The organism is Streptomyces sp. NPDC025793, from assembly GCF_055558375.1.
The window spans coordinates 180,483-194,090 of the sequence record NZ_JBVHMR010000013.1; the positions used below are offsets into that span (position 1 = coordinate 180,483).

At 73.5% G+C, this 13,608-nt stretch carries 15 protein-coding genes; 12 read left to right on the plus strand and 3 right to left on the minus strand.

What is annotated here, in order from left to right; genetic code table 11:
* The first annotated feature begins 7 nt into the window (after positions 1-7).
* From ACZ4MF_RS24855 to ACZ4MF_RS24880, 6 genes are all read left to right on the plus strand, one after another.
* Complete coding sequence (locus ACZ4MF_RS24855) at positions 8-1,237, plus strand: acyl-CoA dehydrogenase family protein (RefSeq protein WP_467494121.1); 1,230 nt, start codon at positions 8-10, stop codon at positions 1,235-1,237.
* 62 nt (positions 1,238-1,299) lie between these two features.
* Positions 1,300-1,854, plus strand: a complete 555-nt coding sequence (gene ssuE, locus ACZ4MF_RS24860) for an NADPH-dependent FMN reductase (protein WP_467494122.1) — start codon at positions 1,300-1,302, stop codon at positions 1,852-1,854.
* Between the two features lie 8 nt (positions 1,855-1,862).
* Positions 1,863-3,050: an SfnB family sulfur acquisition oxidoreductase gene (locus ACZ4MF_RS24865; protein ID WP_467494123.1), complete on the plus strand. Its 1,188-nt coding sequence runs from the start codon at positions 1,863-1,865 to the stop codon at positions 3,048-3,050.
* Positions 3,051-3,096: 46 nt separating this feature from the next.
* The gene (locus ACZ4MF_RS24870; RefSeq protein ID WP_467494124.1) at positions 3,097-4,239 is read left to right on the plus strand and encodes an LLM class flavin-dependent oxidoreductase; all 1,143 of its coding nucleotides are present in this window, start codon (positions 3,097-3,099) and stop codon (positions 4,237-4,239) included.
* A 115-nt stretch (positions 4,240-4,354) separates the two neighbouring features.
* On the plus strand, positions 4,355-4,702 hold the full coding sequence (locus tag ACZ4MF_RS24875) for a hypothetical protein (RefSeq protein ID WP_467494201.1): 348 nt from the start codon (positions 4,355-4,357) through the stop codon (positions 4,700-4,702).
* A complete protein-coding gene (locus ACZ4MF_RS24880) occupies positions 4,603-4,860 on the plus strand; it encodes a hypothetical protein (protein WP_467494202.1) in 258 nt (85 codons plus the stop codon). Before ACZ4MF_RS24875 ends, ACZ4MF_RS24880 begins: the two co-directional genes overlap by 100 nt.
* A 16-nt stretch (positions 4,861-4,876) precedes the next feature.
* Here the strand turns inward: ACZ4MF_RS24880 and ACZ4MF_RS24885 are convergent, their stop codons facing one another.
* Entirely contained in the window at positions 4,877-5,911 is a 1,035-nt protein-coding gene (locus ACZ4MF_RS24885) for an acyl-CoA dehydrogenase family protein (protein WP_467494125.1), read from the minus strand.
* Positions 5,912-6,120: 209 nt separating this feature from the next.
* On the opposite strand from ACZ4MF_RS24885, the gene ACZ4MF_RS24890 reads away from it, so the two are divergent.
* From ACZ4MF_RS24890 to ACZ4MF_RS24915, 6 genes are all read left to right on the plus strand, one after another.
* Complete coding sequence (locus tag ACZ4MF_RS24890) at positions 6,121-7,443, plus strand: aldehyde dehydrogenase family protein (protein WP_467494126.1); 1,323 nt, start codon at positions 6,121-6,123, stop codon at positions 7,441-7,443.
* A gap of 70 nt (positions 7,444-7,513) precedes the next feature.
* Positions 7,514-8,431, plus strand: a complete 918-nt coding sequence (locus ACZ4MF_RS24895; RefSeq protein ID WP_467494127.1) for an aldo/keto reductase — start codon at positions 7,514-7,516, stop codon at positions 8,429-8,431.
* A 151-nt stretch (positions 8,432-8,582) separates the two neighbouring features.
* Positions 8,583-8,963 (plus strand): BlaI/MecI/CopY family transcriptional regulator, encoded by a 381-nt coding sequence (locus ACZ4MF_RS24900; RefSeq protein ID WP_356032245.1) that lies wholly within the window; start codon positions 8,583-8,585, stop codon positions 8,961-8,963.
* Entirely contained in the window at positions 8,960-9,886 is a 927-nt protein-coding gene (locus ACZ4MF_RS24905) for a M48 family metalloprotease (RefSeq protein ID WP_467494128.1), read from the plus strand. Before ACZ4MF_RS24900 ends, ACZ4MF_RS24905 begins: the two co-directional genes overlap by 4 nt.
* Positions 9,887-10,040: 154 nt before the next feature.
* On the plus strand, positions 10,041-10,433 hold the full coding sequence (locus ACZ4MF_RS24910; RefSeq protein WP_467494129.1) for a VOC family protein: 393 nt from the start codon (positions 10,041-10,043) through the stop codon (positions 10,431-10,433).
* A 35-nt stretch (positions 10,434-10,468) separates the two neighbouring features.
* Positions 10,469-11,548 carry an adenosine deaminase gene (locus ACZ4MF_RS24915; RefSeq protein WP_467494130.1) on the plus strand — a complete coding sequence of 360 codons (1,080 nt, stop codon included), beginning with the start codon at positions 10,469-10,471 and terminating at the stop codon, positions 11,546-11,548.
* Here ACZ4MF_RS24915 and ACZ4MF_RS24920 read toward each other — a convergent pair.
* Both ACZ4MF_RS24920 and ACZ4MF_RS24925 read right to left on the minus strand, forming a co-directional pair.
* Positions 11,530-12,045: a mycothiol transferase gene (locus tag ACZ4MF_RS24920; RefSeq protein ID WP_467494131.1), complete on the minus strand. Its 516-nt coding sequence runs from the start codon at positions 12,043-12,045 to the stop codon at positions 11,530-11,532. The two genes, ACZ4MF_RS24915 and ACZ4MF_RS24920, sit on opposite strands and share 19 nt — an antisense overlap.
* A 28-nt stretch (positions 12,046-12,073) precedes the next feature.
* Positions 12,074-13,576, minus strand: coding sequence for a carotenoid oxygenase family protein (locus ACZ4MF_RS24925; protein ID WP_467494132.1), 1,503 nt, complete (start codon positions 13,574-13,576; stop codon positions 12,074-12,076).
* Between the last annotated feature and the right edge of the window lie 32 nt (positions 13,577-13,608).

The following is a 13,608-nucleotide window of genomic DNA, read 5'->3' on the forward strand; positions in this document are numbered from 1 at the left end:
CCCCCGAATGAGCAGCACCGACGGCACCGACGCGCACACCGACTGGACCACCCGCCCCGCCCCCGCCACCGCCGAGGACTGGATCGCCCGTGCCACCGAGGTGGCGGCCGTCCTCGCCACCGACGCCGCAGCCCGCGACCGGGCCGGTGCCACCCCGCACGCCGAGGTCCGGCTGCTGAAGGACTCCGGCCTCGTCACCCTGCTCGGCCCCGTCGAACACGGTGGCGCGGGACAGGACTGGCCCACCGCCTACCGGGTCGTCCGCGAGATCGCCAAGGCCGACGGCTCGATCGGACAGCTCCTCGGCTACCACTACCTGTGGTTCTGGGCCGCCCGGCTCGTCGGCACCCGTGAGCAGTGGGAGCACGTGGAGGCCGAGGCCTCCCGTGACCGCTGGTTCTTCGGCGGCGCCGTCAACCCGCGCGACAAGGACGTGATCGTCACCGAGGACGGCGACGACCTGGTCTTCACCGGCCGCAAGTCCTTCTCCACCGGCAGCAGGGTCTCCGACGTCACCGTCCTGGAAGGCGTCCTGGAGGGCACCGAGAAGCATGTCTTCGCCATCGTGCCGTCCGACTCCGAGGGGCTGACCTTCCACGACGACTGGGACAACATCGGCCAGCGGCTCACCGAGAGCGGCGGCGTCACCCTCGACGGGGTCCGCACCCCGTGGTCCTCCGCCGCCGGGTACGTGGACAAGGAGTTCCGGCCGCGGGTCTACAACACCCTCAACGTCCCCACCATCCAGCTGGTGTTCGTCAGCTTCTACCTCGGCATCGCCGCCGGCGCGCTGGACACGGCCATCACCTACACCGGCACCAAGTCCCGCCCCTGGCTGCACGGAGGCCACGAGCGCGCGGTCGACGAGCCGTACGTCATCGACACCTACGGAGACCTCACCGCCAAGCTCTGGGCCGTGGAGGCGCTCGCCGACGCGGTCGCCGCCGAGGGACAGAAGCTGCACGACGACCCCGACGCGGTCACCGCCCGGACCCGCGGCGAGTTCGAGGTGCGGGTCGCCGCGGTCAAGGCCCGCGCCACCGAGGTCGCCCTGGAGATCACCAGCCGGATCTTCGAGGTCACCGGCGCCCGCGCCACCGCGACGGCGGAGGGCCTGGACCGCTTCTGGCGCAATGTGCGCACCCACACCCTGCACGACCCCGTCGCCTACAAGCGACGCGAGGTCGGCCGCTGGGTCCTCGAGGGCGAACTGCCCGAACCCACCTGGTACTCCTGACCGCCCTCCGCCCGGGCGCCCGTCCTCGCCCGGGCGCCCGGCGCACCAGAAACGAGGCACGCATGGCCACCGTCCTGTCCGTCTCCGGCAGCCCCTCCGCCACCTCCCGCACCGGCCGCCTGCTGCGCCACCTGGACCAGCAGCTGACCGCCCACGGGCACGAGGTGATCACGCTCGACGTCCGCGCTCTGCCGGCCGAGGCACTGCTCGGCGCCGACGTACGCCACCCGGCCATCGCCCGGGCCGCCGAACTGTTCGCCCGCGCCGACGGCGTCCTGATCGGCACGCCCATCTACAAGGCGTCGTACTCCGGCGTGCTCAAGGCGCTCCTCGACCTGCTCCCGCAGTACGCGCTCACCGGCAAGACCGTGCTGCCGCTGGCCACCGGTGGCTCCACCGCCCATGTCCTCGCCATCGACTACGCGCTGCGCCCGGTGCTGAACTCCATGGGCGCCGCACACATCGTCCAGGGCTGGTTCACCCTCGACAAGGACATCACCGTGCGCGAGGACGGCTCACTGACCGTCGCCCCGGCCACCGCCGAGGCGCTCGGGCAGGTGGTGGACCAGTTCTCCGCCGCCCTCGGCCGGACCCCGCTGCTGGCGGCGGCGAGCTGAGCCGTCCCATGACCGCCGCACACGTCATCGCCGACGACGCCGAGGCGCTCGCCGTCGCGACGGCCCTGGCCGCGGAGTTCCGCGCCGGGGCCGCCGAGCGGGACGCCGAACGGCGCCTGCCCCGGGCCGAACTGGACCGGCTGTCCCGCTCCGGGCTGCTCGCCGTCACGGTGCCCGCCGACCACGGCGGCGCCGACGTCACCATGGGCACCCTCGCGGAGATCTTCCGGCTGCTCGGCACGGCCGACGCGAGCCTCGCCCAGATCCCGCAGAGCCACTTCGTGTACACCAATGTGATCCAACGTCAGGGAACCGAGCGGCAGCGGAAGTTCTTCTTCGCCGAGCTCCTGGCCGGACGCCGGTTCGGCAACGCACAGTCCGAAGCGGGCACCAAGCACGTGCAGGACATCCGCACCCGCCTGGAGCCCCGACCCGACGGGTCGTACCGGCTGACCGGCGTCAAGCACTACTCCACCGGCGCCCTGTTCGCCGACTGGATCCCGGTGCTCGCCCGGGTCCCGGACGACACCCTGCACGTCGCCTACGTCCCCCGGGACGCCCCCGGACTGAGCGTCGTCGACGACTGGGACGGCATGGGCCAGCGGACGACGGCCAGCGGCACCGTCCGCCTGGACGCCGTACCCGTGCCTGCCGACCGGGTGCTGCCTCACCACCTCACCTTCGAGGGGCCGCAACTGCACGGCGCCGTGGCGCAGTTGCTGCACGCCGCCATCGACACCGGCATCGCGGGCGGGGCGCTTGAGGAGGCCGCGGAGTTCGTCCGCACCAAGAGCCGCCCGTGGTTCGAGAGCGGTGCCGACGCCGCCGTCGAGGATCCGCTGCTCGTCCAGCGCTTCGGTGAACTCGCCCTCCGGGTGCGGACGGCCCAGGCGCTGCTGAAGGAGGCGGCCCGCGCGGTCGACGCGGCCCGCGGTCGGCTCACCGACGACACGGCGGCCGAGGCGTCCCTCGCCGTCGCCGCCGCCAAGGTGCGTGCGGGAGAGGCCGCGGTGGAGGTGGCGGGTGCCCTCTTCGAAGTGGCCGGCACCCGTTCCGCGCTCGACTCCCTCAATCTGCACCGGCATTGGCGCGACGCCCGCACCCACACCCTGCACGACCCGGCCCGCTGGAAGATCCAGCACCTCGGCCGGTACGCGCTGACCGGCACCCCGCCGCCCCGGCACGGCCTGCTCTGACGGGCCGCACGGCCCGCTGCGACGGACACCAGAGAACGGAGCCCACGTGTCCCTCACCTTCCACTGGTTCCTGCCCACCAACGGCGACAGCCGCCATGTCGTCGGCGGCGGCCACGGCACCCCGGCCACCGCGTCGGGCCGGGACCGGCCGCCCACGGTCGCCTACCTGAGCCAGATCGCCCGCGCCGCCGAGCAGCTCGGCTTCGCCGCCGCGCTCACCCCGACCGGCGCCTGGTGCGAGGACGCCTGGCTGACCACCGCCATGGTCAGCCAGAACTCCGAGCGGCTGAAGTTCCTGGTCGCCTTCCGGCCCGGCTCCGTCTCGCCCACGCTCGCCGCGCAGATGGCCTCCACCTTCCAGCGGCAGAGCGGCGGCCGGCTGCTGCTCAACGTCGTCACCGGCGGCGAGAGCCACGAACAACGGGCCTACGGCGACTTCCTCGACAAGGACGCCCGGTACCGCCGTACCGGCGAATTCCTGCACATCGTGCGCCAGTTGTGGGACGGCAAGAGCGTCGACCTGGACGGCGAGTTCCTGCGCGTCGAGGACGCGAAGCTCAGCCGGCTGCCCGACCCGGTGCCCGAGATGTACTTCGGCGGCTCCTCGCCTGCCGCGGGAGAGGTCGCGGCCAAGTACGCCGACGTGTACCTGACCTGGGGCGAGCCACCCGCGCAGGTCGCCGGGAAGATCGCCTGGATCCGCGCGCTGGCCGCCGAGCACGGCCGTACCCTGCGCTTCGGCATCCGCCTGCACGTCATCACCCGCGACACCGCCGCCGAGGCCTGGGCGGAGGCGGACCGGCTGCTCGCGGGCTTCGACCCGGAGACCGTCCGGGCCGTGCAGGCGGGGCTCGCGCGCAGCGAGTCCGAGGGCCAGCGGCGCATGCTCGCGCTGCACGGCGGCAGCCGGGAGAGCCTGGAGATCCACCCGAACCTGTGGGCCGGCATCGGCCTGGTGCGCGGCGGCGCGGGCACGGCGCTGGTCGGCAGCCACGACGAGGTCGCGGAGCGGATCAAGGAGTACCACGCGCTCGGCATCGACGAGTTCGTCCTCTCCGGCTATCCGCACCTGGAGGAGGCGTACTGGTTCGGCGAGGGCGTGCTGCCCCGCCTCGCCGCCCAGGGGCTGTGGACACACCCCGACGACCCCTCGGCCGTCCCCTCGGCGCAGGTGCCGTTCACGAGTTGACCAACTCGCCCTGGCGGACTGCTGGTTCATGACGCGGCAACCGAACGAGGCCTCCGCCGCAGTCACGTGGGGCCTGCCGGCGGCCTGGGCGCTGCACGACACCGAGGAACTGGTCATGGTGCCGCGCTGGGTGCGCACGCAGGTGCCCGAGCTGCGGCGGCGGTTCCCCCGGGTGCCGGAGGCGGCGTGGCGGCGGCTGGAGTCCGTGGACGCGCGGGAGTCCGCCACGGCGGTCGCCGCGATGGCCGTCGCGGCCGCCGAGGTCACCGGACCGGGGGCCGTTGCGCCGCGTACCGGACCGCGGTCAACGCCTGCGGTCCGCACGGCCTGGTCCATCTGGCGCAGGCGGCCACGCCACCATGCGTGGCTACACCGCGGCCCAGGGCCTGTCGCCACATTTCCGTCGTCCGCCCGTACGGCAGGCGGGAATGTGACGACAGCCCCTGGGGGACCACACCCCTGATCGTCCTGCCCTTCACCGTGTGGGCCCGCGGCCGGCTGCGCCGCTCCGGCGTCCTGCGCCCCACCCGGCCCCGTGACCTGGCCCAGGGCGTCGGTTTCGTCGCGGCCGCCGCGGTCGTCACGCATGCGCCGGCCCAGGGGACACTGCGACGGCGCTGACGCCCGCTCGCGTGCCTCAGCCGGCCACCAGCGCGCGCAGATGCGCCGTACGGGTCTCCGTCGTCTGCCCCTGGACCAGCAGGAACAGCGCCTCCCGGGCGAGGCGCTGGGCCCGGCTCGACAGGGCCATCGACCGGCCGCCCCCGACGACCACCGCCGCCGTGGTGGCCCTGCGCAGCACCTCGTACGCCTCCGCCCGCACGGCCAGCCGCTCCTCGGCCCGCTCCCGCGGCACCGGATGGTCGGCCAGGGCGTAGGCCCGGCGGCGCACATCGTCGAGCCGGGCGCGCAGCGGGGCGGCCGGCTCCTCGTCCAGCAGGTCCAGGGCGGCGCGCGCGACGCCGAAGACCGCCGGGTTGGCGTTCAGCGTCCGGGCCCGGTCGCCGGGTGCCCAGCGTGCGTACGGCATCCGCAGGGCGACCGCGTCCTCGGGCAGCCGCAGTCCGGACAGTTCCAGCGACACCGTGCGCGCGGCGGTGAGCGCGGCGAGGCGCATCGGCTCCGAGGCGCGCAGTCCCGGCTGCTCGCGGGCCTCGGCGAAGGCGAACAGCACCTCGCCGGCCTCGGTCACCCCGGCGAGCAGCAGCACGTCGTTCAGCCCCCACCCCGTGTACCAGGGCACGGTCCCGTCGAAGCGCAGGCCGCCGGCCTCCCGTCGGACCCGCACCGGCGTCCGCGGATACGACCGCAGATGCGCGTACGCCACCCCGGCCAGCAGCTCGCCGCGCGCCAGCGGGCCCAGCAGGCGTTCGCGGACCGGGAGTTCGCTCTGCGCGAGGGTCTGCACCGGGGAGTGGTGCTGGGTCTGCACGAACCACGTCGAGCAGCAGGCACCGGCCAGGATCTCGGCGGTCTCGCGCAGCACCGCGGGCGGCGCGCCGGAGCCGCCGTACGCGACGGGTGCCCCCACGCCGAGCAGCCCCGACCGCTTCACCGCCGCGATATGGCTCGCGGGCACCCCCTGCTGGTCCACCCGCTCGGCCTCGGGGACGAGCAGCTCGGCGGCGAGCCGGCGGGCGCGGGTGACGAGCGGATGCGCGGTGGTGGTCATGGTGAGGATTCTTCCGGACCATTCCGGGCGATCCGTGGACGGGGGCCGATCCGGGCGGGCGTATCGGGGCGGCGCGGGGGTGGCCCGGGCGTGTGAGCGTGATCACTTCTGCCCGCCGGAATCAACTTGAGGACCTGAAAGGTTGGCGACTACATCCAATGAGTCCTAGGCTCGGGCCGTAACCGCCCGGCACCACCAGCGAGGCATCCGTGAACCACCCCGCCATCGAGCAGCCCGCCGACATCGTGGCCCGGCTGCGCGCCACCTTCGCCACCGGCCGCACCAAGCCCGTCGACTGGCGCACCGAGCAGCTGCGCCGCCTGCGCGCGATGCTCACGGAACGCGGCGCCGACCTCGCTGCCGCCCTCCACGCCGACCTCGGCAAGAGCGGCACCGAGGCCTATCGCACCGAGATCGACTTCACGATCCGCGAGATCGACCACACCCTGGACCACCTCGCCGACTGGCTGCGCCCCGAGCCCGCGCCCGTCCCGGCCCACCTCGGCGCCGACGCGACGGCCTGGACGCAGTACGACCCGCTGGGCGTCGTCCTCGTCATCGCCCCCTGGAACTACCCGGCGCAGCTGCTGCTCGCCCCCATGGTCGGCGCGCTGGCCTCCGGCAACGCGGTGGTCGTCAAGCCCAGCGAGCTGGCCCCGGCCACCTCGGCCGCCCTCGCCGAGCTGATTCCGGCCTACCTCGACACCGACGCGGTCGCCGTGGTCGAGGGCGGTGTCCCGGAGACCACGGCCCTGCTGGCCGAGCGCTTCGACCACATCTTCTACACCGGCAACGGCACCGTCGGCCGCATCGTGATGCGCGCCGCCGCCGAGCACCTCACCCCGGTCACCCTCGAACTCGGCGGGAAGTCACCGGTGTTCGTGGACCGCGACGCCGACCTGGACGTGGTCGCGGACCGGCTCGCCCGCGGCAAGTTCCTCAACGCCGGACAGACCTGTGTCGCCCCCGACTACGTGCTGACCGACCCCGAGACCGCAGCCGCCCTGGAGACCAGCCTGGTGCGGGCGGTCGAGACGCTGTTCGGCACCGACCCCGCGCAGTCCCCGGAGTACGGCCGTATCGTCAACGAGCGCCACTTCGACCGGCTGTCGACGCTGCTCGGCTCGGGCCGGGTGGCCGTGGGCGGCGCGAGCGACCGTACCGCCAAGTACATCGCCCCGACCGTCCTCTCGGACGTCGACCCGGCGTCGGCGGTCATGCAGGAGGAGATCTTCGGCCCGATCCTGCCGATCGTCACCGTGTCCGGCCTGGACGAGGCGATCGCCTTCATCAACGACCGCGACAAACCGCTCGCGCTGTACGTCTTCAGCGAGTCCGAGCAGACACGCGGACGCATCGCCGCCGAGACCTCCTCCGGCGGCCTCGGCTACGGCCTGCCCCTCGCCCATCTCACCGTCTCCGACCTGCCGTTCGGCGGCGTGGGGGAGAGCGGCATGGGCAACTACCACGGCCGCTACTCCATCGAGACGTTCAGCCACCGCAAGGCGGTCCTGGACAAGCCGCTCGGCTGAGAAGGCACCGGCGCGGCCGCCCTCGCTCAATTCGCTTGCGTGGACGGCCGGATGTGCGACACTCCGCCGAATGACCGCTGAAACGATCACTGCGGAAGCGTCCGGCACCGTCACGCTCGGCGATCTGCCCGTCCACCGCATCGGCTTCGGAGCCATGCGGCTGACGGGCAGCGCCGCGTTCCACCTGGGCACTCCCAGCAGCCGGGAGCGCTCCCTGTCCGTACTGCGCCGGGCCGTGGAGCTGGGCGTGAACCACATCGACACCGCCGCCTTCTACTTCTCGGCCACCCGCTCCGCGAACGAGCTCATCAACACCGCCCTCGCGCCGTACGCCGACGACCTGGTCATCGCCACCAAGGTCGGCCCCTTCCGCGACTACTGCGGCGAGTGGGGCACCTCGGCCCGGCCCGACCAACTGCGCGGCCACGTCGAGGAGAACCTGCGCCAGCTCGGCCGCGACCACCTCGACCTCGTCTATCTGCGCCGGATGCGCCAGGACTCCGTCGCCGAGCACTTCGGCGCCCTCGCCGAACTGCGCACGGCCGGGCTCGTCCGCCACCTCGGCATCTCCGGCGTCGAACCGCGCCACCTCACCGAGGCGCTGGAGATCGCCCCGGTGGTCAGCGTCCAGAACCGCTACGCCCTGGACCGGCCGGATCCCGTCGACGACGAGATGCTCCGCCTGTGCGGCGAGCACGGCATCGCGTTCGTCCCCTTCTACGCCGTCGCCGGAGAGGCGGGCGCCCACGCGGCGGCCGACACCCACGACGAGGAGGTGCGCGCCATCGCCCGCGCCCACGGCGCGACCCCCGCCCAGATCCGCATCGCCTGGACCCTCCACCAGGGCCCGCACGTCCTCGCCATCCCCGGCACGGGCAACCCCGACCACCTCACGGAGAACGTGGCCGCGGGGGCGCTGCGCCTGACGGCGGACGAGACGGCGCGGCTGGACGCCCTGCACACCGGGCCGGGCACCGGGGCGAGCTGACGCGGGCGGGGGATCCGGCCCGGCCACTCCGGGCCCACCCATAATGGGCGGGTAAGGGACAAGGCGGGCGCACAGCCGTACGAAGGCGGTTGACTACCATCGTGTAGACGGATTCCCTGGCCGCATACGTAGACGGGGTGAGGATCGTTCCATGACCGAGGCGAAGGACGAGCGCCGGCCGGCCGGTGAGCTCGAGGCGAGTGTCATGGCCACGCTGTGGGCCGCCGGGGGGCCGCAGACGCCCGGCCAGGTCCAGTCGCGCCTCGGCGCGGACCTGGCGCGGACGACCGTGACGACGATCCTCAGCCGGCTGCACGACAAGGGGGTCGTGGAGCGGCACCGCCAGGGTCGCGGTTTCGCCTACGTCCCGGTGCGCGACGTCCAGGACGCCCAGGGGCTCACCGCGCGCCGCATGCACAGCGAGCTGGACCGCGACACCGACCGCGAGACCGTGCTCGCCCGGTTCGTGGCCCAGCTCAGCCCCGACGACGAACGTGTCCTGCGGGACCTGCTCGAACCCGAAGAACGATGACCGCACTGCTCCTGCTGCCCCTGCTGCTGCCCTTCGCCCTGCCGGCCCTCGCCCGCCGGGCCCTGGGCCGGCTGACCCCGGTCGTCGCGCTGTGGGTCGTCACCGTCTGTGCCGTCGTCCTCGCCGGCTGCTCGCTGGCCGCGCTCGGCTCGTTCGTCCTGATCGGGCTGTTCAAGGTGCCGCTCTTCGCCGCGCTCGGCGAACTGGTCCGCCCGCTGCACACCGCCTCGGACCTCGTCGTCCTGCCCGCCGCCGCGACCTCCGTCGGTGTGCTCGCCGTGTGCGGCTGGACCCTGGTCCGGTCCGTGCTCCGCCAGACGCGCGCCTTCCGCGTCGCGCGTACACAGGCCGGGCGCGGCCCCGCCGCGGGCGACCTGTGCGTGGTGGACTCGTCCCGCCCGGACGCCTACGCGCTGCCGGGCCGCCCGCACCGCATCGTCGTCACCACCGCGATGCTGCGCAGCCTGGACGGCCCCGAGCGCGAGGCGCTGTTCGCCCACGAGCGGGCGCACAACGACGGCGGCCACCACTACTTCCTCGCCGCCGCAGAACTCGCCGCACACTGCCACCCGGCGCTGCGCCCCGTCCGCGAGTCGATCCGCCTCGCCGCCGAGCGCGCCGCCGACGAGGCCGCCGCGGCCCGGGTCGGCGACCGGCGGCTGACCGCCCGTGCCATCGCCCGCGCGGCCCTCGCCGGGCACTCCGCGCCCGCCGAGCGCCCCGACTTCGTGGCCGCCGCGACCTCCGGTCCCGTCCCGCAGCGCGTCCAGGCCCTGCTGGCCGCCCCGCGTGCCCCGCGCACGGGCCGCACGATCGCGGCCCTCCTCCTCGCCTGCACCGCCGTCTCCTGCGTGGCCTCGGTCGCCGGCATGGCCGACTTCCACCACCGTGTGGAGATCGCCCAGGGCGACGAGACGCCCTGACCCGGACCACCGGCCGACCACCGGCCGACATCCCGCGGCAGCCCTGAGGCGACGCATGGAAGCACCCGAGGCGCAACGCGCGTAGAACGGGACTGGCGCCCGCAAAGTTTTACGTATAACCTCACCCGCTAACCAACCCCACCGGAAGGTCCCGATGCGACGCGTCGCCCTGGTCACCCTCGTCGTCGACGACTACGACGAGGCCATCCGCTTCTACACCGAGGCCCTCGGCTTCCGGCTCGCCGAGGACGCCCCGCGCCCCGACGGCTCCCGCTGGGTCGTCGTGGAGCCCGGCGGTGCCGGAGCCGGCACCGGTCTGCTGCTCGCCCGCGCCAAGGGCGAGGACCAGCGCGCCCGCGTCGGCGACCAGACCGGCGGACGGGTCGGCTTCTTCCTGCACACCGACGACTTCGCCCGCGACCACGCCCGCATGACCGCGGCCGGAGTGACCTTCCTGGAGAAGCCGCGCCACGAGCCGTACGGCACCGTCGCCGTCTTCCAGGACCTGTACGGCAACCGCTGGGACCTGCTCCAGCCCGCCGCCTGATCACCGCTGAACCACTCGCCGAGGAACGCCCTGCCATGACCGTGTCCCGCATCGACACCGAGACCCTCCGCCGGCTCCCCAAGGCCGTGCTGCACGACCACCTCGACGGCGGCCTGCGCCCCGCCACCGTCGTCGAACTCGCGGCGGAGATCGGTCACACCCTGCCCACCACCGACCCCGACGAACTGGCCGCCTGGTACTTCGAGGCCGCCAACTCCGGTGACCTGGTCCGCTACATCGCCACCTTCGAGCACACCCTCGCCGTCATGCAGACCCGCGAGGGCCTGCTGCGCGCCGCCGAGGAGTACGTGCTGGACCTCGCCGCCGACGGCGTCGTCTACGCCGAGGTGCGCTACGCCCCCGAGCTGAACACCAAGGGCGGGCTGTCGCTCGCCGAGGTCGTGGAGACCGTCCAGGAGGGCCTCGCCGCCGGCATGGCCAAGGCGGCCGCCGACGGCACCCCCGTCCGCGTCGGCACCCTGCTGTGCGGGATGCGGATGTTCGACCGGGTCCGCGAGGCCGCCGACCTGGCCGTCGCCTACCGCGACGCCGGGGTCGTCGGCTTCGACATCGCCGGCGCCGAGGACGGCTTCCCGGCCGCCGACCACCTGGCCGCCTTCGAGCACCTGCGCCGCGAGAGCGTGCCGTTCACCATCCACGCCGGCGAGGCGCACGGCCTGCCCAGCATCCACCAGGCCGTCCAGGTGTGCGGCGCCCAGCGCATCGGCCACGGCGTCCGCCTCACCGAGGACATCCCCGACCTCGCGGCCGGCAAGCTCGGCCGGCTCGCCTCCTGGGTGCGCGACCGCCGGATCGCGCTGGAGATGTGCCCCACCTCCAACCTCCAGACCGGCTGCGCCACCTCGATAGCCGAGCACCCGATCACGGCCCTGAAGGACCTCGGCTTCCGGGTCACCCTCAACACCGACAACCGGCTGGTGTCGGGGACGACGATGACCCGGGAGATGTCCCTGCTGGTCGAGGAGGCCGGCTGGACCGTCGAGGACCTGCGCACGGTCACGGTGAACGCCGTCAAGAGCGCGTTCATCCCGTTCGACGAGCGCAGGGCCCTCGTCGAGGACGTGGTCCTGCCGGGTTACGCGGCCGCGCTCTGAAGCAGCCCCCTGAGGTAGGCGGCCTGTCCGACGTGCTGGAGATCGTCGGACAGGACGCTCACCAGGCGGACCCCCAGCGTGACCGGGGGATCCCAGCCCTCGTCCACGACCCGTTCCAGATCCTTGGCGGCGAGCCCCTTGAGCGCCCCGAGGGTCTGCTCGTGGACGGCGTCGTAGTACCCGGTCAGCAGGTCCGCGGCGTCGACCCGGACCTTGGCGACCTTCGCCGGGGTGTGCCCGTAGCCGTGGTCGCGGGGCGGCAGGTCGAGGCCGAAGCGCTTCTCCCAGCCGTCGCTGAGCCAGACCTGCTCCAGGCCGAAGGCGTCGGCGACGTGGTCGTCCTGTACCCGGGTCAGGTGCCAGACCAGCCAGGCGAGGGAGTTGGCGTCGGGCGCCGGACGGTGGTTCAGCTCGTCCGGTCCGAGGCCGTCGAGGGCGGCGTGGACTTCTTCCTGGATGCGGCCGTAGCCGTCGATGAGGATGTCCTTGGCATGCATACGGTCCACGATCGCGTATCCGGCGCCCTCACGCGTCCGGAATCCAGCTTCCGTGGAAGCCCAGCGGCACCCGCCCCGGCAGCTGGATCCGCGCCACCGGCTCGCCGGTGAAGTCCTGCGCCGCGAGGATCACCAGGTCGGCCAGGCCGCGGTCCGGGTTGTGGACGTAGGCGAGGGTGTACCCGTCGTCCTCCGCCGCCCGCCGGTCGTCCGGGTCGCGCGGGACGAACACGGCCTCGCCCGCCGCCGCGCCCCTCGGCAGCCGGTGCACCTGGGTGGTGCCGCGCAGCAGGTCGTGCTTGACCAGCGCGTCGGAGAAGGCGTCGTCGGGCGGGGCGGCGCCGTCCGGCGTCAGATACGCGGCGGTCATCCCGGCGGCCGCCGCCGTGTAGCCGTAGCGGTGCCGCCGTGCCACCCGCGCCTCGTTGACCCGCGGGAACTCCTGCGGCCGGTCGTCCAGCACCCGCTGCCGCACCCGCCCGTGGCGCAGGTCGACGGTCCAGCGCTCCAGCCTGGCCGTGCGCGCGTCGTACGGCCCGTCCGAGCCGCGCCCGGCGACGTAGAACGGCGCCGGGTAGGCCATCAGGTCGATCACCACCGACTCGCCCTCGTCGTAGGCGTTGAGGGTGTGCGAGTAGAAGACCGGATCGATGCCGAACCAGCGGACCGGGCCGCCGGTACGCGGCATGACACCCACCCGGGTCGGGTGCTTCCGGTTCCAGACGTACGGCACCGGGGCGCCGGCCCCGGCCGCCGCCGCGTCGAAGGTGACCGGCAGGTCGAAGACGACGACGTACCGCTCGGTCAGCGCGAAGTCGTGCATCATCGGCGCGCCCGCCACCGGGATCCGGTGCGTCCGGGCGATCCGGCCGGAGCCTTCCACGACCAGGTGTCGGACGTGGTCCCAGTCCGGGTGGTAGGCGATCGCGTGCAACTCGTCCGCGAACGCGTCGTACTTGGTGTGCGCCGCGAACGCGCCCTCCAGTGTGCCCCGGAAGTCGTACGTGCCCACCGTGCCCAGCTCGCCGTCGAGTTCGTACGGCAGCGGGCCGCTCTCCTGGAGCGCGAGGATCCGCCCCCGGTGCGGGATGACGTGCGTGTTGCAGGCGAAGTCCTCCGCGGGCACCGGGCCGGGGTACGTCTCGCCGAGCTTCCGTGCGACCTGCGAGGAGCGCACCCAGCGGTTGCGATACCACTCGGCCCTGCCGTCGCGCAGCCGCACACCGTGCACCATGCCGTCGCCGAGCATCCAGTGGTGGGCCCGGGGATCCTCCAGGCCCAGCACGTTGGGGCCGTTGCGCAGGAAACGGCCGTTCAGCTCGCGCGGGACGCGGCCGCTGACCGGCAGGTCGAAGGCCGTCAGTTCCTCGGTGACCGGGGCGAACACCCCTTCCAGAAAGGGGTAGTGACGTTCCGTCAATTCCCTTGCGGGGTCCGCCGCTACGGCGCTCGCGCCCGCGCCCACGAGTGCGCCCGCCGCCGCGAGCCCCGCCGTGCCGCGCAGCACGTTCCGCCGTGTGTGTTCCGCCATGACATGTCTCCCTGAACCGTCGTCAGTCGTGC

What these genes read in the sequence shown, in the direction of transcription:
- ACZ4MF_RS24855 (WP_467494121.1), top strand. Translation starts at nt 8, where the DNA reads ATGAGCAGCACCGACGGCACCGACGCGCACACCGACTGGACCACCCGC.
- ssuE (WP_467494122.1), top strand. Translation starts at nt 1,300, where the DNA reads ATGGCCACCGTCCTGTCCGTCTCCGGCAGCCCCTCCGCCACCTCCCGC.
- ACZ4MF_RS24865 (WP_467494123.1), top strand. Translation starts at nt 1,863, where the DNA reads ATGACCGCCGCACACGTCATCGCCGACGACGCCGAGGCGCTCGCCGTC.
- ACZ4MF_RS24875 (WP_467494201.1), top strand. Translation starts at nt 4,355, where the DNA reads ATGGTGCCGCGCTGGGTGCGCACGCAGGTGCCCGAGCTGCGGCGGCGG.
- ACZ4MF_RS24885 (WP_467494125.1), bottom strand. Translation starts at nt 5,911, where the DNA reads ATGACCACCACCGCGCATCCGCTCGTCACCCGCGCCCGCCGGCTCGCC.
- ACZ4MF_RS24895 (WP_467494127.1), top strand. Translation starts at nt 7,514, where the DNA reads ATGACCGCTGAAACGATCACTGCGGAAGCGTCCGGCACCGTCACGCTC.
- ACZ4MF_RS24900 (WP_356032245.1), top strand. Translation starts at nt 8,583, where the DNA reads ATGACCGAGGCGAAGGACGAGCGCCGGCCGGCCGGTGAGCTCGAGGCG.
- ACZ4MF_RS24905 (WP_467494128.1), top strand. Translation starts at nt 8,960, where the DNA reads ATGACCGCACTGCTCCTGCTGCCCCTGCTGCTGCCCTTCGCCCTGCCG.
- ACZ4MF_RS24910 (WP_467494129.1), top strand. Translation starts at nt 10,041, where the DNA reads ATGCGACGCGTCGCCCTGGTCACCCTCGTCGTCGACGACTACGACGAG.
- ACZ4MF_RS24915 (WP_467494130.1), top strand. Translation starts at nt 10,469, where the DNA reads ATGACCGTGTCCCGCATCGACACCGAGACCCTCCGCCGGCTCCCCAAG.
- ACZ4MF_RS24920 (WP_467494131.1), bottom strand. Translation starts at nt 12,045, where the DNA reads ATGCATGCCAAGGACATCCTCATCGACGGCTACGGCCGCATCCAGGAA.
- ACZ4MF_RS24925 (WP_467494132.1), bottom strand. Translation starts at nt 13,576, where the DNA reads ATGGCGGAACACACACGGCGGAACGTGCTGCGCGGCACGGCGGGGCTC.